General features: G+C 42.4%; 20 protein-coding genes and 1 other annotated feature. Of the genes, 13 read left to right on the forward strand and 7 right to left on the reverse strand.

Going from position 1 to position 19,757, the window contains the following annotated elements:
• Positions 1 to 44: 44 nt before the first annotated feature.
• Positions 45 to 1,034, reverse strand: a complete 990-nt coding sequence (gene trpS / locus AZ46_RS00230; protein ID WP_029282631.1) for a tryptophan--tRNA ligase — start codon at positions 1,032 to 1,034, stop codon at positions 45 to 47.
• A 52-nt stretch (positions 1,035 to 1,086) separates the two neighbouring features.
• Positions 1,087 to 1,301, reverse strand: a binding site (T-box leader).
• A gap of 47 nt (positions 1,302 to 1,348) precedes the next feature.
• Positions 1,349 to 1,708: a DUF3899 domain-containing protein gene (locus AZ46_RS20860; protein ID WP_051826957.1), complete on the reverse strand. Its 360-nt coding sequence runs from the start codon at positions 1,706 to 1,708 to the stop codon at positions 1,349 to 1,351.
• A 416-nt stretch (positions 1,709 to 2,124) separates the two neighbouring features.
• Here AZ46_RS20860 and AZ46_RS00240 point away from each other — a divergent pair, with 416 nt between their 5' ends.
• From AZ46_RS00240 to AZ46_RS00265, 6 genes are all read left to right on the forward strand, one after another.
• On the forward strand, positions 2,125 to 3,822 hold the full coding sequence (locus AZ46_RS00240; protein WP_029282627.1) for a peptide ABC transporter substrate-binding protein: 1,698 nt from the start codon (positions 2,125 to 2,127) through the stop codon (positions 3,820 to 3,822).
• A gap of 147 nt (positions 3,823 to 3,969) precedes the next feature.
• The gene (opp3b, locus tag AZ46_RS00245; protein ID WP_029282625.1) at positions 3,970 to 4,896 is read left to right on the forward strand and encodes an oligopeptide ABC transporter permease; all 927 of its coding nucleotides are present in this window, start codon (positions 3,970 to 3,972) and stop codon (positions 4,894 to 4,896) included.
• A complete protein-coding gene (opp3C, locus tag AZ46_RS00250) occupies positions 4,896 to 5,918 on the forward strand; it encodes an oligopeptide ABC transporter permease (RefSeq protein ID WP_029282623.1) in 1,023 nt (340 codons plus the stop codon). Before opp3b ends, opp3C begins: the two co-directional genes overlap by 1 nt.
• An 18-nt stretch (positions 5,919 to 5,936) precedes the next feature.
• The gene (locus tag AZ46_RS00255) at positions 5,937 to 6,980 is read left to right on the forward strand and encodes an ABC transporter ATP-binding protein (protein WP_029282621.1); all 1,044 of its coding nucleotides are present in this window, start codon (positions 5,937 to 5,939) and stop codon (positions 6,978 to 6,980) included.
• A gap of 3 nt (positions 6,981 to 6,983) precedes the next feature.
• Positions 6,984 to 7,922: an ABC transporter ATP-binding protein gene (locus AZ46_RS00260; RefSeq protein ID WP_029282619.1), complete on the forward strand. Its 939-nt coding sequence runs from the start codon at positions 6,984 to 6,986 to the stop codon at positions 7,920 to 7,922.
• A 173-nt stretch (positions 7,923 to 8,095) separates the two neighbouring features.
• Positions 8,096 to 9,298, forward strand: a complete 1,203-nt coding sequence (locus AZ46_RS00265) for a putative glycoside hydrolase (protein WP_029282617.1) — start codon at positions 8,096 to 8,098, stop codon at positions 9,296 to 9,298.
• A gap of 40 nt (positions 9,299 to 9,338) precedes the next feature.
• Here AZ46_RS00265 and AZ46_RS00270 read toward each other — a convergent pair whose 3' ends face one another.
• Positions 9,339 to 9,530 (reverse strand): hypothetical protein, encoded by a 192-nt coding sequence (locus AZ46_RS00270; protein ID WP_029282615.1) that lies wholly within the window; start codon positions 9,528 to 9,530, stop codon positions 9,339 to 9,341.
• Positions 9,531 to 9,643: 113 nt separating this feature from the next.
• Between AZ46_RS00270 and AZ46_RS00275 the strand changes: the two genes are divergently transcribed.
• Both AZ46_RS00275 and spxA read left to right on the forward strand, forming a co-directional pair.
• On the forward strand, positions 9,644 to 10,222 hold the full coding sequence (locus tag AZ46_RS00275) for a GNAT family N-acetyltransferase (protein WP_029282611.1): 579 nt from the start codon (positions 9,644 to 9,646) through the stop codon (positions 10,220 to 10,222).
• A gap of 260 nt (positions 10,223 to 10,482) precedes the next feature.
• The gene (gene spxA / locus AZ46_RS00280) at positions 10,483 to 10,878 is read left to right on the forward strand and encodes a transcriptional regulator SpxA (RefSeq protein ID WP_029282609.1); all 396 of its coding nucleotides are present in this window, start codon (positions 10,483 to 10,485) and stop codon (positions 10,876 to 10,878) included.
• Positions 10,879 to 10,902: 24 nt separating this feature from the next.
• On the opposite strand, the gene AZ46_RS00285 is transcribed toward spxA, so the two are convergent.
• Positions 10,903 to 11,577, reverse strand: coding sequence for a TerC family protein (locus AZ46_RS00285; protein ID WP_029282607.1), 675 nt, complete (start codon positions 11,575 to 11,577; stop codon positions 10,903 to 10,905).
• Between the two features lie 322 nt (positions 11,578 to 11,899).
• On the opposite strand from AZ46_RS00285, the gene mecA reads away from it, so the two are divergent.
• The 5 genes from mecA (at position 11,900) to pepF (ending at position 17,567) form a co-directional block, all read left to right on the forward strand.
• Complete coding sequence (gene mecA / locus AZ46_RS00290; protein ID WP_029282605.1) at positions 11,900 to 12,568, forward strand: adaptor protein MecA; 669 nt, start codon at positions 11,900 to 11,902, stop codon at positions 12,566 to 12,568.
• 87 nt (positions 12,569 to 12,655) lie between these two features.
• Positions 12,656 to 14,179 carry a cardiolipin synthase gene (gene cls / locus AZ46_RS00295; RefSeq protein WP_029282598.1) on the forward strand — a complete coding sequence of 508 codons (1,524 nt, stop codon included), beginning with the start codon at positions 12,656 to 12,658 and terminating at the stop codon, positions 14,177 to 14,179.
• Between the two features lie 93 nt (positions 14,180 to 14,272).
• Entirely contained in the window at positions 14,273 to 15,448 is a 1,176-nt protein-coding gene (locus AZ46_RS00300; protein ID WP_051865045.1) for a competence protein CoiA, read from the forward strand.
• A gap of 67 nt (positions 15,449 to 15,515) precedes the next feature.
• Positions 15,516 to 15,668: a hypothetical protein gene (locus tag AZ46_RS21810; protein ID WP_161781186.1), complete on the forward strand. Its 153-nt coding sequence runs from the start codon at positions 15,516 to 15,518 to the stop codon at positions 15,666 to 15,668.
• A gap of 81 nt (positions 15,669 to 15,749) precedes the next feature.
• On the forward strand, positions 15,750 to 17,567 hold the full coding sequence (pepF, locus tag AZ46_RS00305) for an oligoendopeptidase F (RefSeq protein WP_029282594.1): 1,818 nt from the start codon (positions 15,750 to 15,752) through the stop codon (positions 17,565 to 17,567).
• A gap of 169 nt (positions 17,568 to 17,736) precedes the next feature.
• Here pepF and AZ46_RS22110 read toward each other — a convergent pair whose 3' ends face one another.
• The 3 genes from AZ46_RS22110 to AZ46_RS00320 all read right to left on the reverse strand — a co-directional run bounded on the left by AZ46_RS22110 (position 17,737) and on the right by AZ46_RS00320 (position 19,580).
• Positions 17,737 to 17,913 (reverse strand): hypothetical protein, encoded by a 177-nt coding sequence (locus AZ46_RS22110; RefSeq protein WP_029282587.1) that lies wholly within the window; start codon positions 17,911 to 17,913, stop codon positions 17,737 to 17,739.
• A gap of 384 nt (positions 17,914 to 18,297) precedes the next feature.
• Complete coding sequence (locus AZ46_RS00315) at positions 18,298 to 19,173, reverse strand: ClpXP adapter SpxH family protein (RefSeq protein WP_029282585.1); 876 nt, start codon at positions 19,171 to 19,173, stop codon at positions 18,298 to 18,300.
• Complete coding sequence (locus AZ46_RS00320) at positions 19,170 to 19,580, reverse strand: globin domain-containing protein (RefSeq protein ID WP_029282583.1); 411 nt, start codon at positions 19,578 to 19,580, stop codon at positions 19,170 to 19,172. Before AZ46_RS00320 ends, AZ46_RS00315 begins: the two co-directional genes overlap by 4 nt.
• Positions 19,581 to 19,757: the final 177 nt, after the last annotated feature.

Genomic DNA, 19,757 nt, shown 5'->3' on the forward strand with positions numbered 1-19,757 from the left:
AGGTAAAAAAAGGGAGAGAGCTCTTAATGAGCCCTCTCCCTTTTTTATTTTCGTTTTCTTCCAAGACCCATTGCGCTTTCCATCTTTTTAATCATTTTTCCTGCCTGTGCGTTTGCACGCTCAGCCCCGCGGTCAAGGATTTCGTCAAGTTCATCTGATTCAACAAGAGAATAATATTTTTCCTGAATTGGCTGCAGGGCGTTGATCACGGCAGCAGCGGTGTCGGCTTTAAAGTCTCCGTAGCCTTTTCCTTCATATTTTTTCTCCAGGTCTTCGATGGAAATGCCTGAGAGAATAGAAAAGATGGAGAGGAGGTTAGATACGCCAGGCTTATTCTCTTTATCAAATTTCACGATGCCCTCTGAATCGGTAACCGCACTTTTGATCTTCTTTTCAATCACTTTCGGATCGTCCAGCAGTGTGATAAATGCTTTCTGGTTTGGATCTGATTTGCTCATTTTTTTCGTCGGATCTGCAAGGGACATAATTCTTGCACCGATCTTTGGAATGCGCACTTCAGGGACGGTAAAGATGTCATTGTATTTTTTATTGAAACGTTCGGCTAAGTCTCTTGTGAGCTCCAGATGCTGTTTCTGGTCTTCGCCGACTGGAACGAGATCCGTTTTATATAGTAGAATGTCGGCAGCCATCAGAGGCGGATAGGTTAACAGTCCGGCAGAAACGGCTTCTTTGCCAGCTGATTTGTCCTTGAACTGAGTCATTCGCTCAAGTTCGCCGATATAGGCCACACATTGCATCATCCATCCAGCCTGTGCGTGTGCCGGAACCTCTGACTGAATGAACAATGTTGCTTTTTCAGGATCAAGTCCTACAGCTAAATATAGTGCTGCAAGGCTTTTTATGCTCTTGCGGAGCTGCAGGCGGTCCTGCGGCTGTGTGATGGCATGCTGGTCAACAATGCAAAAATAGCAGTCATAATCATTCTGCAGGTCAACAAACTGTTTCATAGCTCCGATATAGTTTCCTAATGTGACATTACCTGTGGGCTGGATGCCCGAAAAAATAGTTTTCATATCCTCACTCCTTCTTAAAATAACGCAAAAAAGCCCATTCGTCCCCTTGACTAAAAGGGACGAATGGACCGCGGTGCCACCCTGATTATTTCTGCAGCAGAAATCACTTAGCGTCTTTTATCGCAAGACGAAACGGCTGATCCTACTTTGAAGTTCAGTCAGCTGCTCAAAAGTCCATTCCGCAGTGTTTATTGTCCGCCTTTCACCAGGCAGCAGACTCTCTGAAAAATAAGGTCACTGTGTACTACTCTTTTTCATCGCATTTACATGTTATTTCCTATATTATAGTGGCTTTCGGACTCGTTTTCAACTGTTCAAAAATAATAAACAGCAAGAGCTGCAAGCATTGTAGCTGCAAGAACCAGTCCGGCAAACAAAAACGGGGTATATTCAACCCGCAGGAGTTCAGAGAAGAGTCTCATTTCCTCTACTTCCTTCTTATCAAGGTCCCGGCCTTTGGATTGAAAGGTCCTTCTGAACCCCTGAGTGATGCCGTCAAAAAATCCGCCTTCAGCAACCAGAAGAAATAGGGAAGTAAAGAGCAGAAGCCCGGAAATGTAAAATGAAATATTGATATAATGCAGCAGGCTGATCTCCTGATAGAAAAGCAGCGAAAGCAGCAAGACTAGAACAAATGACACGGTGAAGGCTGATAAAAATAATTTTCGGTTCATAAATACCCTCTTTTTTCTTTTTATATTACTAAATTACGGGGATGATCAATAGTTTTTTTATATTGAAATATATAAAAAAAATTATTGTGAGAAAAGTAATACTACTCAGAATATTGTCAGTTTCCCTGCAAAATAGTTTATTAGCTATTGTTGTATATTGTATACATTTTTAATTTTACTTACAATTTAAAATCTTTACAAAGGCAGTGCTTCTGGCCATTTTTATGTTAAATGAATGAAATATCATGAAGAAATACTGTGGATAATATAGGTATAAAGGACTATTTTTGCTTTAAAAAAGTCTTAATTTTATTGCATTTGTGTAAATTTTATTAAAAAAATGAATGTACAAAAATTCGAAAGCTTGTATAATAGTGTTTGTAAGAATTTTTTAAAAATAAAAGGGAGGGTAATAAATGAAAAAGTCAAAATTTTCATTGCTTTTAGTCCTTTCGCTTGTACTGAGCGTTTTCTTAACTGCTTGCTACGGCGGAGGCGGATCCAGTTCTTCTGATGGAGGAGACAAAGACAAAGACTCTAAAGAAGCAGCTAATGTGCCTCAGGAGCTGAAAGTACTTGAATCTTCTGAGATTCCATCTATGGACTCAGTTCTTGCAGAAGATACAATCAGTTTATCTCAATTAAACAATACGAATGAAGGTTTATACCGTATTGATGAAAACCAGGAGCCAATCCCGGGTATGGCTGACGGCGAGCCGGAAGCTAACGAAGACGGCACTGAGTACACAATCAAAATCAAAGAAGACGCTAAATGGTCTAATGGAGAGCCTGTAACAGCTAACGACTTCGTTTTTGCATGGCAGCGCGCTCTTAACCCTGACACAGGATCTGCTTACGGTCCATACATGATGATGGGTAAAATCAAAAATGCTGAAGCATTATATAATGGTAAAGCTAAACCTGAAGATCTTGGAGTTAAAGCTCAAGACGAAAAGACACTTGTTGTGACTCTTGAAAAACCGATTCCTTTCTTCAAGTCATTAATGGCATTCCCTACGTTCTATCCTCAGAACCAAAAGTATGTTGAAGAGCAAGGCGAAAATTTCGGTAAGAAGTCTGAAAATTTAGTGTTCAACGGACCATTCGCAATCAATGGATGGGAAGGACCTGCTGATACTGAGTGGACTTTAGAGAAAAACGCTGAGTACTGGGATGCAAAAAATGTAAGTCTTGAGAAAATTACGTTCAACGTATCTAAAGATCCTCAAGCTGCAGCTAATGCGTTCGAAGCTGGAGAAGCTGATGTAACTCCTAAGCTTTCAACTCCTGCTGTTATCGCTCAATATGAAGGTGACGACCGTCTTGAAAGATGGCTAGAGCCGACAATCTTCTGGCTTAAATTGAACCAAAAGAACGAAGCTCTTGCTAACGTGAACATCCGTAAAGCAATTGCAATGGCATTTAATAAAGAAGATTTAACGAACGAAATTTTAAACAACGGTTCTAAACCGGCTAACTATGCTGTACCTGCTGAATTTGTTACACACCCTGAAACGGGCGAAGATTTCCGTGAAGTTAACAAGGACCTTCTGACTTACAACCCTGAAGAAGCTAAAAAACTTTGGGAAAAAGGCTTAGCAGAAATCGGCAAGAAAGAAGTTAAACTTGTGTACCTTGGCGGAGACACTGAAACATCTAAAACAGTTGACTCTTATATGAAAGACCAGCTTCAAAACACGCTTCCTGGTTTAACTATCGACGTTCAAAGCGTACCATTCAGCGTGCGTCTTGACCGTGACAAAACGATGGATTATGACATCCAGGCTGCTGGATGGGGTCCTGACTACCTTGACCCGATCTCATTCTCTGATCTATGGATCACAGATGGCGGAAACAACAGAATGGCTTATTCAAACGAAAAATATGACAAGCTCTTAAAAGACGCTCAAACAACACTAGCTAACGATCCTGCTAAACGTTTTGCTGCTCTTCAAGAAGCTGAAAAAGTACTATTAGAAGAAGATGCGGGTATTGCTCCAATGTATCAGCGTGCCTCAAACCTTCTGATCAACAAAAAGGTTGAAGGCTTTACGTACCACCTTGTAGGACCTGAGTACAGCTACAAGTGGATTAAAATCACAGACGCTGAGTAATTTTTAGTTGCAGTTACCAGAAAAATGATTATAATCAAAAAGAATAAGAAGAGAGTATATACGATATACTCTCTTTTTACCTGCTAAAGAATTGTCGAATTATGTAGATGATTCTGAATTTTTTATATAGTTCCAGGAGGTGCACACATGGTCAAATATTTAGGGCAACGCATCATTTATATGTTAATTACATTAATATTAATTGCCTCTTTCACATTTTTCCTAATGAAACTGATCCCCGGTACTCCATTTAACAGTGCCAAGCTTTCTGACTCGCAAATTGAGATTATGAAAGAAAAATACGGGCTGGACGAACCTGTACCAGTGCAGTATATCACCTATATGACCAATATTGTAAAAGGTGATTTTGGAGTATCTTTCCAATTCGACAACACTCCGGTATCTGAGCTTTTAGCTGCTCGTATCGCCCCTTCTGCAACCCTCGGATTTCAGGCAATGTTTGTGGGAACAATTTTTGGTATTTTTCTTGGTGTCATTGGAGCTCTCCGCCAGAATACCTGGATTGATTATGGTGCAACATTTTTCGCTGTTATCGGTAAGTCGATCCCGTCGTTCGTTTTCGCGGGACTGCTTCAATACTATATTGGTGTTAAAGCCGGCTGGCTCCCTGTTGCCTTCTGGCGCGGACCTGAGTACAGCATTCTGCCGACAATCGCTCTTGCGATGTTCCCGATTGCGATTGCTGCACGTTTTATGAGAACGGAAATGATCGATGTTTTAAATTCTGACTACATCACGCTTGCTAAAGCAAAAGGTGCAAGCTACTTTGAAATTGCGTTTAAGCATGCGCTCAGAAACGCGCTGATTCCTGTTGTAACGGTTCTTGGACCGCTTGCAGTAGGTTTGATGACAGGATCTCTTGTCATTGAAAAGATTTTCTCTGTACCGGGTCTTGGAGAGCAGTTCGTTAAATCGATCACTGTAAATGATTATCCGGTCATCATGGGTACAACCTTGCTGTTTGCATTCCTTTTTGTCGTCATCATTCTTGTTGTCGATATCCTTTACGGCATCATTGACCCACGAATTCGTTTAGCGGGAGGTAAAAAATAATGGCAGAAAAAGAAATCAGCAAAGAATTGTTCCAGCCCGCTAAAATTGATTCCTCTAAGAGTGAAGAGATTAACAAACCAAGTTTAAACTACTGGCAGGACGCGTGGCTTCGCGTCAAAAAGAATAAAGCTGCAGTAGTAAGCATGATTGTCATTGTATTATTGGCGCTGCTTGCTTTTATCGGGCCTGCTGTCAGCGGATATGATTCAGCCCGCCAAAAAGCAACGCACTCCAATCTGCCGCCGCGCATACAGGGACTTGAAAATGTGAGCTGGCTTCCATTCGACGGGACAAGAACCCTTAACAATGGGGAAGAAGTAAATGTTTATGAACAAAAACAAATTAAAGAGTACTACTGGCTCGGAACAGATAACCTTGGACGCGATCAGTTCACGCGTATCTGGAAAGGAACGCAGATTTCTCTTTACATCGCCTTCCTTGCAGCCTTTATTGATATGGTGATAGGAGTTGCCTATGGAGCTATATCAGGCTACTTTGGCGGCCGCATTGACAATGTCATGCAGCGTATTATTGAAGTGCTGATGGGAATACCGAACCTTGTTGTTGTTATTCTCATGATCCTGATTTTGAAACCTGGTATCATCTCAATTACTGTAGCCCTGACCATAACTGGTTGGGTCGGAATGGCGCGGGTTGTGCGTGCGCAGGTTCTGAAACTTAAAAATCAGGAATTCGTTCTTGCTTCCAGAACGCTTGGTGCAAGTCATTCAAAAATTATCTTTAAGCATTTGATCCCGAACTTAGTCGGTGTCATTATCATCAATACGATGTTCACGATTCCGAATGCGATCTTCTTTGAAGCATTCCTGAGCTTTATCGGTCTTGGACTTCAGGATCCGCTTGCTTCACTTGGAACACTGATTGATGAAGGATTCAAATCGATGAGAGCATTCCCGTATCAAATGATTTATCCTGCGATCGTAATCAGTGTCATTATGGTTGCATTCAATATGATTGCTGACGGACTGCGCGATGCGCTTGATCCGAAAATGAGAGACTAGAGGGCAGGTGAATAGACGATGGAAAAAATACTTGAAGTAAAAGACTTGCACATCTCCTTCCATACATTCGGAGGAGAAGTACAGGCAATCCGCGGAGTTGACTTTGACCTGAAAAAAGGAGAGACACTTGCTATTGTTGGTGAATCCGGGTCAGGGAAATCGGTTACGACTAAGTCAATCATGCGTCTGCTGCCTGAAAGCAACTCTGAAATTAAAAAAGGCCAGATCCTTTTTAACGGAAAAGATCTTGCTAAACTGAATGACAAACAGATGCAGAAGATTCGCGGAAAAGACATCTCTATGATTTTCCAGGATCCGATGACCTCTTTGAACCCGACTATGATTGTCGGTAAACAGATTATGGAACCAATTGTAAAACACCAGAATATGAGCAAGTCACAGGCAAAAGAAAGAGCGATTGAGCTTCTTCGTCTTGTTGGAATTCCAAAGCCAGAGCTTCGGTTCAAACAATATCCGCACCAATTTTCAGGCGGTATGAGACAAAGGGTTGTTATCGCAATTGCTCTTGCCTGCAATCCTAAAGTCTTAATTGCGGACGAGCCGACAACAGCTCTTGATGTTACGATTCAGGCGCAAATTCTTGAACTGATGAAGGATCTTCAGAAGAAAATTGATACATCCATTATTTTCATTACGCATGACCTTGGGGTAGTGGCAAACGTTGCTGACCGGGTTGCTGTCATGTACGGCGGCAAGATAATTGAAATCGGCACGGTCGATGAAATTTTCTACAATCCGCAGCATCCATATACTTGGGGATTAATCAGTTCGATGCCAAGTCTTGATTCTCAGGATCAGGAGCTTTATGCGATCCCTGGAACGCCTCCGAACTTGCTTAACCCTCCAAAAGGAGATGCATTTGCTGCCCGTAATGAATATGCAATGCAGATTGACTTAGAAGAGCAGCCGCCAATGTTTAAAGTGTCTGATACGCATTATGCGGCAACATGGCTGCTTCACCCGGACGCTCCAAAAGTAGAACCGCCGGCAGCTGTAAAACTGCGCCAGCGCAAATTCCCTGAAATCAAGGAGGGAAATTAACACATGCAAAAAGAAAAACTTCTTGAAGTGAAAAATCTGAAACAGCACTTTAATGTAGGGAAATCGAATGAAGTGAAAGCTGTTGACGGTATTTCGTTTGACATTTATAAAGGTGAAACACTTGGACTTGTCGGAGAATCCGGATGCGGAAAATCGACAACGGGCCGTTCAATCATCCGTCTGTATGAAGCAACCGGCGGTGAAGTGAAGTTTGGCGGTGTCAATGTCCATGGAAAAAAATCAAAAGCGGATCTGAAAATCTTTAACCGTAAAATGCAGATGATATTCCAGGATCCTTATGCCTCACTTAACCCAAGAATGAAAGTTTCTGACGTTATTGCCGAGGGAATTGATATTCACGGTCTTGCAAAATCAGATAAAGAGCGCATGGAGCGGGTATATGAACTGCTTGAGACAGTAGGTTTGAACCGTGAGCATGCGAACCGCTATCCCCATGAGTTCAGCGGAGGGCAGCGCCAGCGTATCGGAATCGCCCGCGCGCTGGCTGTAGATCCTGACTTCATTATTGCCGACGAGCCGATTTCAGCACTTGATGTTTCGATTCAGGCTCAGGTTGTCAATCTGATGAAAAAGCTTCAGCAGGAAAAAGGTCTTACGTACCTGTTCATTGCCCATGACCTTTCCATGGTCAAATACATCAGTGACCGCATTGGTGTTATGTACTTCGGAAAGCTTGTAGAGCTTGCAGATGCTGAAGAGCTTTACAACAATCCGATTCATCCTTATACACAGGCCCTATTGTCTGCGATTCCGCTTCCGGATCCGGATTATGAGCGCACGCGCATCAGAAAAAAATATGATCCTGCCCAGCACCAGTACACGGCAGGAGATGAACCGCAGTTCCGCGAAGTAAAACCAGGACATTTCGTTATGTGTTCAGAAGCGGAATTCAAACAATATCAGGCAAAATATACGAACTAATCGTGTTGAAGTGACCTCTTTTAAAGGGGGTCGCTTTTTTTGGGTCCATGGGAAATCGTGTATAAAAATTAGCAAATCCTGTTGGAATTTGTAAAAATAAGTCTCATTACATGTATGAACCTCCATACATGTCATTTATAATAAGAAGAAACTAGCCAAAGAGGGGTGGTAACATGGCTTTTTATAAGAAGGTTTTGCCTGCCGCTTTGCTTGCATTCATACCTGTATTAGCAGGGGGACATCAAGCGCAAGCGGAACCTGTTTTAACCGCATCCGTTCATGAATCTAAAGAAATTGTTCATCAGCTGAAAGAGCTTCCTGAAGACATGCCCCGTTTTCTGTTTGATTCAGGTCTCGTGTTTCAATACCCTGATGCAATCAGAGGGATCTATGTGACAGGCCATTCAGCAGGCGGCAGCAAGTTCAGCCAGCTCATAAACCTGATTGATCAAACCGATTTAAACGCTATGGTTATCGATGTAAAAGATGATTTTGGGAATCTGACCTACATGCCTGAAAAAACGTCGCCCTACTACGGGATCAGTAAACAGTACATAAAAGATCCGGTTGCTATGCTCGAACAGCTTCAAAAAAAGAACATCTATCCGATTGCAAGAGTCGTTGTATTTAAGGACTCAGTTCTAGCTCAGCAGAAACCTGAATGGTCATTTCAGGACGGCAGCAGCGTATGGAAAAATGGCAGGGGTGAATCATTTGTTAATCCTTTTATGAAGGAAGTATGGGACTATAATGTAAACATCGCCATTGAGGCAGCTAAACTAGGATTCCAGGAAATACAGTTTGACTATGTACGTTTTCCGGAAGGATTTGAAAACAAAGATGCAGCCCTTACCTACAGCCAGGGCGAATATGGCCAGTTAAAGCAGGATAATGTTCAAAAAAGGGTAACAGCGGTTACGGACTTTGTAGCGTATGCAAAGGAAAAATTGAAGCCGTACGGCGTAAAGGTTTCTGTTGATATCTTCGGATACACAGCAACCCTTCCGGAAGCACCGGGCATCGGTCAGAACTTCTCAAAAATTTCAAGCCATGTAGATGTCATCTCCTCTATGATTTATCCGAGCCACTGGACGTCCTATTTCGGCATAGAAAAGCCCGATCTTAAACCATATGAGCTGATTACAGAATATGCAAAGCTTGAAAAGATAAAACTGGCAGAGCTGAAAAACAGTCCGGTCTCAAGACCATGGCTTCAGGACTTCACCGCCTCTTGGCTTGGCTCCGGCAATTATAAAAAGTACGGAAAAGAAGATGTAGAAGCCCAGATCAGGGCACTTCAGGATCAGGGAATCAATGAATATCTCTTATGGAACGCCGGGAACAATTATACAAAGGGCGTTGATTATACTCCGTAAAAAAACCGGCCAGGTAATGGCCGGTTTTACTCGTTTTAACCTATTGTTTCCGTCCGCCGACTTTTCTCCAGCCAGCCTGTGTTTTCAGGGTGTGATCCACGTTTTCATTCTTCTTTTTGCCGGCAAAGATGGTTTCTCCAATTCCGTTTGCCATGACTCCCATAAAGGCGGTAATTCCGATAACGAGTGCTGCCACAATCAGAAAATCCATTGCATATTCAGCCAAATCCATCACCATCCCATTATTTACTATATTTTTATAGTAGCTCATGTTTAACACTAAGGAAAGAGGGTATATCTAATTTAGAGAGAAACGAACGTTAATGAACAGCAAGGAGCGGGTCAATGAACTGGTATGAGAAGCTTAATCAATACTTTCCTGTTGAGGAAATGAAATCAAAAGAACATATGGAAACTCTTCTGAAAGAGCGGGGTGATATTTACCATAAAGATGAAGGAGAACATCACGTTCTCATGTATGCCGAGCTTGATGATTTTATCTTCATTGATTACTTATTTGTTGCCAAGACAGCAAGAGGCCAGGGACTTGGCCATAAGCTGATTGCCAAACTGAAAGAACTTGGAAAACCAATACTTTTAGAGGTGGAACCTGTGGATGAAGATGTACTTGATACAGGCAAGCGGCTGAAATTTTACCAGAGAGAAGGCTTTCAGCATGCAAAAGCGATTGGATACAGAAGAAAATCCCTCGCCACGAATGAAGTCAATCCAATGGAAATTCTGTACTGGTCACCTGATGATGCAACCGAAGAGAAAATCTATGAAGCGATGAAAAAGACGTATTTGCTTATTCATACTTACAAAGATAAAGAATTCTACGGGAAAAAATATCAGGATGTTCAGGATGTCCTGTCGATTAACGACCGTGATGATTCAAAAGACATTTTTGAAGATCTGAATTAATTGAGAATCCGGCTGTCCACTTGCGAATGACAAAACCTGCAGAACGCAGGAATTGGCGAGTGTAAAGAGAGTTTTACCGTCACTTTACGGAATTGTAACTGTTTTGTCAAACATTTGTATTTAAAAAGTGTATACTTACTTACTTTTCTATAGTATAATCCTTTATAGATATTACTTATTTAAAGTAATTTCAATCTAAATACAATTCATTTTACTTATATAGCAGTATGCTCATTTACACATAAAGGAGTGAAAGGTTTATGGTAACGTTATATACATCACCAAGCTGTACTTCTTGTCGTAAAGCTAAAGCATGGTTGGAAGAACATGAAATTCCTTATACAGAGCGCAACATTTTCTCAGAGCCTTTGTCAGTAGACGAAATCAAAGAAATTCTGCGCATGACAGAGGATGGAACGGACGAAATCATTTCAACGCGCTCTAAGATTTTCCAGAAATTGAACGTGAACGTTGAAACGATGCCTCTTCAAGATCTGTATGATTTGATCCAGGAGCATCCGGGACTTTTGAGACGCCCGATCATTATTGATGAAAAGCGTCTGCAGGTCGGATACAACGAAGATGAAATCAGACGATTCCTTCCAAGAAAAGTACGCACATACCAGCTGCGTGAAGCACAGCGTTTAGTTAATTAACTGACAGAAAACCTTCCTTATCATTTAAGGAAGGTTTTCTTTTTTTTCCATGCGCTGATAGATAAAGCCCGCTGCTGTCAGGAAGAGAATCAGCAAGTACGGAAGCAGCGTACCCATGCTTGGGTGGGTATGGAAGATTGGAGCAAGCTTATGCTCATGAATAATCATTTTGCCGGCCGTATAGGCAAGCATGCCTCCCCCGATGTAGACGAGAGCGGGATATTTGTCCAAAAGCTTTAAAATCAAATTGCTTCCCCAGATCATAATAGGAATGGAGATTAAGAGCCCGATGACGACCAGTACCGTTTTTCCCCCTGCAGCACCTGCAACGGCAATGACATTGTCCATGCCCATCAGCATATCCGCCGCCACAATCGTCTGTACAGCTTTTCTCAGAGACTGGTGGCTTTTAATTTCTCCTTCCTTTTCTTCTGACCCGACAATAAGATGATAGGCGATGTAGAGAAGAAGAATCCCGCCGATCAGCTGTACGAATGGAATCTGAAACAAATAGACCGCGACTGTTGTAAGCAGAATCCGGACGACAATGGCAAAAACCGTCCCGAGCACCACAGCTTTTTTCCTCTGCTTTGGCGGAAGGTTGCGGCTGGCCATTGCAATGACAATCGCATTGTCCCCGCCGAGCAGAAGATCAATGCCGATAATCATAACTAAAGACATGAGAAATTCCTGTTCCATTCAAGTACCTCTTTCTGTGTATTAGACTGCTCGTACCAAGTATATGAACGAAAAGATGAATTATGAGCTTATCCTTCTGGGCAAATAACTGTTTTTGTAAATCCTGAGGTTTTTTTATTTCATTCAGAGCAGTTTTATCATAAAATAGGATTACAAGAAGCTTGAAAGGCAAGTCTCATTTTCAAGACAAGTTTTAAACGCCTGCGAAGCGCTGCGCTGACGATTAAATAGGTGCTGATTTGGGTAAAGTGTAAAAAAGTGCAACTTATTTAGGGGTTTAGTTGTCCCTTCAACATCATATAAAGAAGGGAAGGTTGTAAAGATGGAGATAGAACGTATTAATGAATATACCGTAAAGTTTTATATTTCATATCTTGATATAGAAGAGCGCGGTTTTGACAGAGATGAAATCTGGTACAACCGCGAAAGAAGCGAAGAGCTTTTTTGGGAAATGATGGACGAAGTGCATGACGAAGAAGATTTTATGGTCGAAGGACCGCTCTGGATTCAGGTTCAGGCGCTCGACAAAGGGCTTGAAGTGATCGTGACAAGAGCCCAGCTTTCAAAAGACGGCCAGAAAATTGAGCTTCCCCTGTCTGAAGATAAAGTAAAAGAACTTCCTGTTGATGAAAATATTGAATCCATTCTCGATCATCATTTCAGCGATGACCTTGATGAAAAATCAGAGTCGCAGGAGGAGGAGGAACAGCAGCTTGAGTTCCTTGTGAAGTTCAATGATTTTGAACACCTTATTTCCTTGTCGAAAGTACAGCTCAGCGGGTTTACAAACGCGCTTTATTCCATGGAGAACCGGTATTACCTCTTTGTGGAATTCAATGATGAGCATTCAGACGAAGACATTGAAAATATGCTCAGTGTTATACTCGAGTATGGACAAGAATCACGCATGACGATTCACCGCGTTGCCGAATACGGGAAACAAATTATTTCCGAGGACGCTTTGAGTGTTATTAAGCAGCATTTCAGCTGAAGATTTAAAAGCCGATTTCATTCTGATTGAAGTCGGTTTTTTTTTAGCAGGCAGCTGCCATCATCTTTATAGAGTCAGGGGAATGACATGAAGAATACAGTCCGTGTCTTTTTATTTACAGCATTAATAGGAGTCAGCATTTACCTTCTTCAAAACGTGACAGGCAGTATTTCAAGCGAATGGCTTCTGACGGCTGTGACCGTTTTGTTTACATTTTCCATTATCTTCATCGGATTTGTCATCTTCCTGGAAAACCGCAAGCCATCACAGACGATCACATGGCTCGTTGTCCTTGGAAGCTTTCCGCTGATTGGTTTTCTGTTCTACCTTGTGTTCGGAAGAAATGTAAGGAAGCGGAAACTGTTTGACAGAAAGGCGCTTGTTGATGAAAAAATCATGTTTGAAATTGAAGGGAATCAGCGCTCTTATGAAGATAAGATCGACTTAATGGGAGACCACCAGCAAATGCTTTTCAATCTGGCCCACAGGCTCGGCCATACACCGATTTCATTTGCAACAAGGTCAAAAACATTAACGAACGGGAAAGAAACGTTCGACCATATCTTCAGCGAAATTGAAAAAGCCGAGCATCATGTTCACTTGGAATACTATATTGTCAGACACGATGAAGTAGGCTGCAAGCTTAAAGATCTCCTGATCAAAAAAGCGAAGCAGGGTGTTGAAGTCCGCTTCTTATATGATTCAGTCGGCAGCTGGAAGCTGTCTAAATCCTACATAAAAGAAATGCAGGCAGCGGGCATTGATGTCGTCTCTTTTTTGCCTGTTAGAATGCCGTTTTTAAATAATAAAGTAAACTTCCGCAACCATAGAAAAATCATCGTTATAGACGGAACCGCAGGGTTTGTCGGCGGGCTGAATGTCGGAGATGAATACTTGGGGAAAGATGCGTACTTTGGCTTCTGGAGGGATACGCACTTAATGGTGCGGGGTGAAGCCGTCCGTACTCTTCAAATGATTTTTCTGCAGGACTGGTACTATATGACCGGGGAAAACCTTGTGAAGCAGGAGTATATGACACCTTCTGTGCAGCTGGAAGAACATGAAGGCGGAGTTCAGATTATTGCAGGAGGGCCCGATAATAAATGGGAAGTCATCAAAAATCTGTTCTTCTCCATGATTACATCGGCCAAGGATTCCATTTGGATTGCATCTCCTTATTTTGTTCCGGATGAGGATATTCTTTCTGCGCTTAAGGTAGCAGCCTTGAGCGGTGTGGATGTCAGACTCCTGGTACCTCGCCGTCCCGACAAAAAAATTGTCTTTTATGCGTCAAGATCGTATTTCCTTGAACTGCTTGAAGCAGGGGTGAAGATCTACGAATATAAGGAAGGCTTCATGCACAGTAAAATAGTCATCGTCGATTATGAGCTTGCCTCAATCGGAACAGCAAATATGGATATGAGAAGCTTCCACCTTAATTTCGAAGTCAACGCTTTTCTGTACAGAACAAGAAGCACACAGAAGCTTGTGAATGATTATGAAAAAGATATTTTATACTCTCATGAGATTATTTTGGATGAGTTTGAAAACCGGCCGTTCAAACAGAAGTTGTTTGAATCTATGTCAAGGCTGCTTTCGCCATTGCTGTAGGGCATACCTGAAGAGGTGTGTCTTTTTTGTGCTTTCTTTTTCCTGTTTATTGTATAATGGAAAAGAATTCTAAATAGGAGCTGATAGATAATCATGCTTATAGCTAAAGATGCTGATGGCAGGCTGATCAATCTGACCTCGATAAGGCACGATCATTCAGATCTCCACCGCATGCGCGAAAAAAAGCATTACTGTCCCGTGTGTGACCATCCCCTTGACCTGAAAGCGGGAAGCATTGTAATTCCTCATTTTGCCCATCAGAAACTGAAATCCTGCCTCATTGACCACGAACCTGAATCAGACTATCACCTGAACGGAAAGATCCAGCTGTACCGATGGCTGAAAAGCCAAAACCTGGTTCAAACAGAAATGGAACGCTATTTTCCTGAGATTATGCAGAGGCCCGACGTTTACGCAGACACAGGCCAAAGGAAGATTGCCGTTGAATTTCAGTGTTCATCCATACCTGCTGTCCAGTTTTACAAACGAACTTCGCAGTATAAGCAGGCAAACATTGAACCGCTCTGGATCCTTGGAGCAAAAAACGCGGTAAGGTTAAGCAGCACCACCTTTCGCATTTCCCCTTTTCAATGGCTGTTTGCAAAACAGGGTCCTGATATTCTGGCTCCCCCGCATCTCCTGACTTATTGTTCATCCCTTCAGGCTTTTCTTCTCATCGAGCATCTCATCCCATTTTCCAAGCAAGTGTTCACATCCATTCCCGCAGTCAAACCCATCCGTCACATCACCCTCCGTGATGTCTCTCCGCAGGCAGTTCCTTCACCCCAGTATTGGATCCAGTGGCTAAACCTCATCAAAATGCACCGGCTTAAACCGCACATCCATTTATCAGAAGAATTGAAATCCCTTCAGCAAACTCTCTATGAAAAAAAGCAAATTCCGCTTTCATGTCTTCCTTCCGAAGCCTTCATTCCTGTAGCGACTGGATATCTTTTTCATACAGCTGTTTATGTTTGGCAAACAAAGATCCTGCTTTTTATAGACTCTTTATCTGGACATTCGGTCTTTCGCCTGGAAGATGCGGTAAATGAAATGAAGCGGGACCGCCATATTGTAAGACGTGATATCACACATATGAAGCACGTATCAATCGGAGCTCCTGTCCGGGCTTACCTGGAAGCACTGACTCAAACAGGACTGATCGCGAAGGAAAACAAGTATTCTTATAAAAAAACAGCAGATCTTAAATGGAGTCAAAATCAGGAGGAGCTTTTGAAAAGAGACAATGAGCTTTTAAGCAAAAGATAGCTGGAAAAGTATGAACAGGGGTCAGATGCAGCAACCTAAGGACAAACAGAAAAATGGAGGAATGAGTATGTTTTATAAGAAGAAAAAGAAAGCGACTTTATTTGATTTTACCGTAACAGCAGCGAGCACGGGAGCCATTGCCTACATCCTGGCGAAATCGATGCAGAAACACGGGGAAGAAAATGACGGACCCCGTCGGGAAATGTCTGATATAGAGTGAAAATAGCAAGACTCTTCAATTGATTTGATAGAAAATATAGAATATTATTGGAGTAATCATGTTTAAAAGGGGGATATTTCCATGACAGAACAAACAGCTGCAAAAACGCTGCCGAAACGGTCTGAAATTGCTGCAGAAGATACGTGGAGACTGGAAGATATTTTTAAAAACGACGAGGCATGGGAAGCAGAATTTAAAGAAGTAAAAGCAGCCCTGCCGAAAATGGAAGAATATAAAGGAAAGCTTGGAGATTCTGCAGATGCATTTCTTGAGGCCTTAACGTACCAGGATTCAGTAATGGAGAGACTTGGCAAGCTTTATACATACGCGCATATGAGATACGATCAGGATACAGGAAACTCCCACTATCAGGGGCTGAACGACCGCGCCGCAAACCTTTATACGCAGGCAAGCAGCGTGTCATCCTACATGATACCGGAAATCCTTGAAATGGATGAAGCAAAGATTAAGGAATTTCTTCAGGAAAAAGAAGAGCTGAAGGTGTACGGACATACACTGGATGAAATTAACCGCCAGCGCCCGCACGTTCTTTCAGCCGAGCAGGAAGCCATGCTTGCACAGGCATCGGATGTTCTCAGTTCTTCAAGCAATACATTCGGCATGCTGAACAACGCAGATCTTGAATTTCCATCCATCAAGGATGAAGACGGTGAAGAAGTGGAAGTCACCCACGGCCGCTATATCCGCTTTCTTGAAAGCGAAGACCGCAGGGTAAGAGAAGACGCATTCAAAGCTGTATACGGCACGTATGACAAATACAAGAATACATTCGCAAGCACGTTAAGCGGAGCCGTTAAAAAAGACAATTTCTACGCAACAGTAAGAAACTATTCTTCTGCACGGGAAGCGGCACTCAGCAACAACAACATTCCGGAAGAAGTATACGAAAACCTTGTGAAAACGGTGAATGACAACCTGCACCTGCTGCACAAGTACATTGAACTCCGCAAAAAAGTGCTGGGACTCCAAGAGCTTCACATGTTTGATCTGTTCACACCGCTTGTAAAAGACGTGAAGATGAAGGTGCCGTACGCAGAAGCGAAGGATTACCTTCTAAAAGGTCTTGCTCCTCTTGGAGATGAGTACATCGCCATTTTAAACGAAGGGTTTGAAAACCGCTGGGTCGATGTTCATGAAAACAAAGGAAAACGAAGCGGCGCCTATTCTTCAGGCACGTACGGAACAAATCCTTATATCCTCATGAACTGGCAGGATAACGTAAATAATCTCTTTACACTTGCACATGAATTCGGGCATTCTGTGCACAGCTATTATACACGCAATTCACAGCCTTATCAGTACGGCCACTATTCAATCTTTGTCGCAGAGGTCGCCTCTACCTGCAACGAAGCACTATTGAATGATTACCTGCTGAAAACAATCGATGATAAAAAGAAACAGCTGTATCTGTTAAATCATTACCTTGAAGGATTCAGAGGCACGGTCTTCCGCCAGACGATGTTTGCGGAATATGAGCATGCCATTCATAAAAAAGCACAGGACGGAGAGCCGCTGACTCCGGATCTTCTGACTGAACTGTACTATGATCTGAATAAAAAATACTTCGGCGAACATTTGACAGTAGATGAAGAAATCGGGCTTGAGTGGGCAAGAATACCTCATTTCTACTACAACTACTATGTCTATCAATATGCAACAGGCTTCAGTGCAGCTACGGCGCTCAGCAAACAGATCCTTGAAGAAGGGGAGCCAGCTGTTAAACGATACATTGAGTTCCTTAAATCAGGAAGCTCTGACTATCCAATTGAAGTTCTCAAAAAAGCCGGCGTAGACATGACTTCCAAAGAGCCGATTGAAGAGGCGCTGAAGGTGTTTGAAGAGAAACTGAACGAAATGGAACAGCTTCTGTCTGAATAAAAGAAAAACCTGCAGCGTTCATGGCTGCAGGTTTTGTTCTTTCTATTCGTCCAGCTCCAGCACTTAGATCCTCAGTCAGAACAAATCCGGCAAAAAAGTCAAAATCGGACTTTTCTGCCGGATTCTCATCTGCCTTTCGGATCTAATCAAGGCGCTTCCGCTTTTGTTCCTAAAACCCTTTAAACGTATTCCGGTGATTAACAAAGTACAAAGTCACAAAGATTGAAACAAACAAAAGCGGCGAAGAAATCAGCAGAGGAAACATTTCCATCAGTCCAAGAACGTTCAGGAAAAAGCTGATAAGCAGGATGACAATGCTGATAAGCAGGGGAATGCGGTTATTCATAATCTCCTCCCGGATTGTCCTTTTTAAAAAACTATGAAGTGCCGGGCATTTTTATGTTTGTGACAAATTTGTGAAATGAAGATCAATGGGTTGTCATAAGTCGACAGAATCTGATATATTATAGATGTGAAATTAATCACAAACAAACATTTACCCCTTTGTTTGACCGTGAAAAATTTCTCCCATCCCCTTTGTTGTCGTTAAGACATACAGAAGACTCCGTATTACCCGTGCGGAGTCTTTTTAATTTATAGTTTGTAAGCGTTTTTTATTTGAGAGTTCAGCATAATGCAGAACTCTTTTTTTGATATGCACATCATCTGGTTTTTTATAGGTGTACAAAGGGAATAAGAAAAAAGACCCGTACATGAGTACAGGGTCCGTTCATCCGATATATCTCCAGAAAGTGCCGTGTTTGAGCGGGACACGTTCTGCTTTTTGAGCAAGCATGTACTTTTTCATTTCCCTCTCTGCATCTTCGTGAGTCATATTGTAGACAGCGGCAATTTCGGCTGTGGCTACAAAACGGTAATAGCTCAGGAAAATTTCAAGCGGGGGAGCGACAGATTTCTTCGGCAGGTCTCCAATCATTTCGGACAGGATGCCTACATACATTTCGTAAGGATAGATCCCGCTAATCTTCAGCCCTTCTTCATCCACATTCTGATTGAAGAACGTAAGAGTTGGATTCTCCTGAACCTCCATCTCGGCAGAAATCTTCAAATCGCATTGAAGTGCTTTCGCGGCGCTTGGCGAGTGAAGGTCTCTTACGAATTCATCCTCATCAAGTCCTACTTCTTTTGCAATCTCAAGGAGAACTTTTTCATCTGAGATGTTTCTCGTTTCCAGAAAGAGAACTTCCTGAAGCTTCCGCAAATATTTGATTCCGGCTTTTCTTCCCTGAAGCTCAGCAGCCTTAACCGCAAGGGATGCTGCAAAGGGCGCTGAGATGCTGCTTTCTGACTTAAGGATGCCGTCGCAGGACATGCCGGTCAGGCTGGCCGTTTTTTCCCATGCTTTTGACTGATTGGCGGGTGTTTTCTTTTTAAATTGATTGAGCGTGTTGATACGGCCGCTGATAATATGTTTTAAAGTGAAAAAACGTCCGTATTCAATCTGGAGTTTTTTAATGATCGGCTCAAGAGCCCAGCATTCAGGACATAAAGGATCGATAAACATGTATATTTCAAGCGGTTTTTTTGAGTTTCCCTGGCAGTGAGAGAAAAAAGGTGCTGTATTCTCTCTGTGGCTTATCATCATTGGTGTATCCCTTTCTCGTGACGTTCTGTGTCAGGTGTGTTCACCATATGCCTGGCTGTAAGCTCCAGCCGTTCAAAAAACCATGCTTGAAATCGTTCATCCAGATCCAGTTCATCCATTGCTTCTTCCATGCAGGACAGCCACGCGCGAGCTCTCTCAGGCGTTATTTCAAATGGCAAATGCCTGGCGCGAAGCATGGGATGTCCGTGTTCTTCTGTATATAAAGACGGTCCGCCCAAGTATTGCGTTAAAAATTGTTTTTGTTTTCTGGCTGTTTCCGATAAATCATCCGGAAAAATCGGAGAGAGCAGAGGATGCTTATGCACTCTTAGGTAAAAGGCATCAACCAGCTGCGAAAGTGCATCTGCTCCGATCGCCTCGTACGGTGTTGCAAATTGATCAGCCATTCCAGTGATCTCCTTTATTTCGTAATAAGCTTATTGTAACAACTGGCTTGCCATTGCTCAAACAAACTGCTCTGAATGTCTTTAGTTCTTTCTCATTATATAAGGAATTATGCTTTTAGGCGACAGGGATTTTTCCAGGCTTTCCTGTCATGTAATGGCATTAAAAAAAGCCGATTC

Source organism: Metabacillus indicus LMG 22858 (assembly GCF_000708755.2).
Taxonomy (GTDB): Bacteria; Bacillota; Bacilli; order Bacillales; family Bacillaceae; genus Bacillus_P; species Bacillus_P indicus.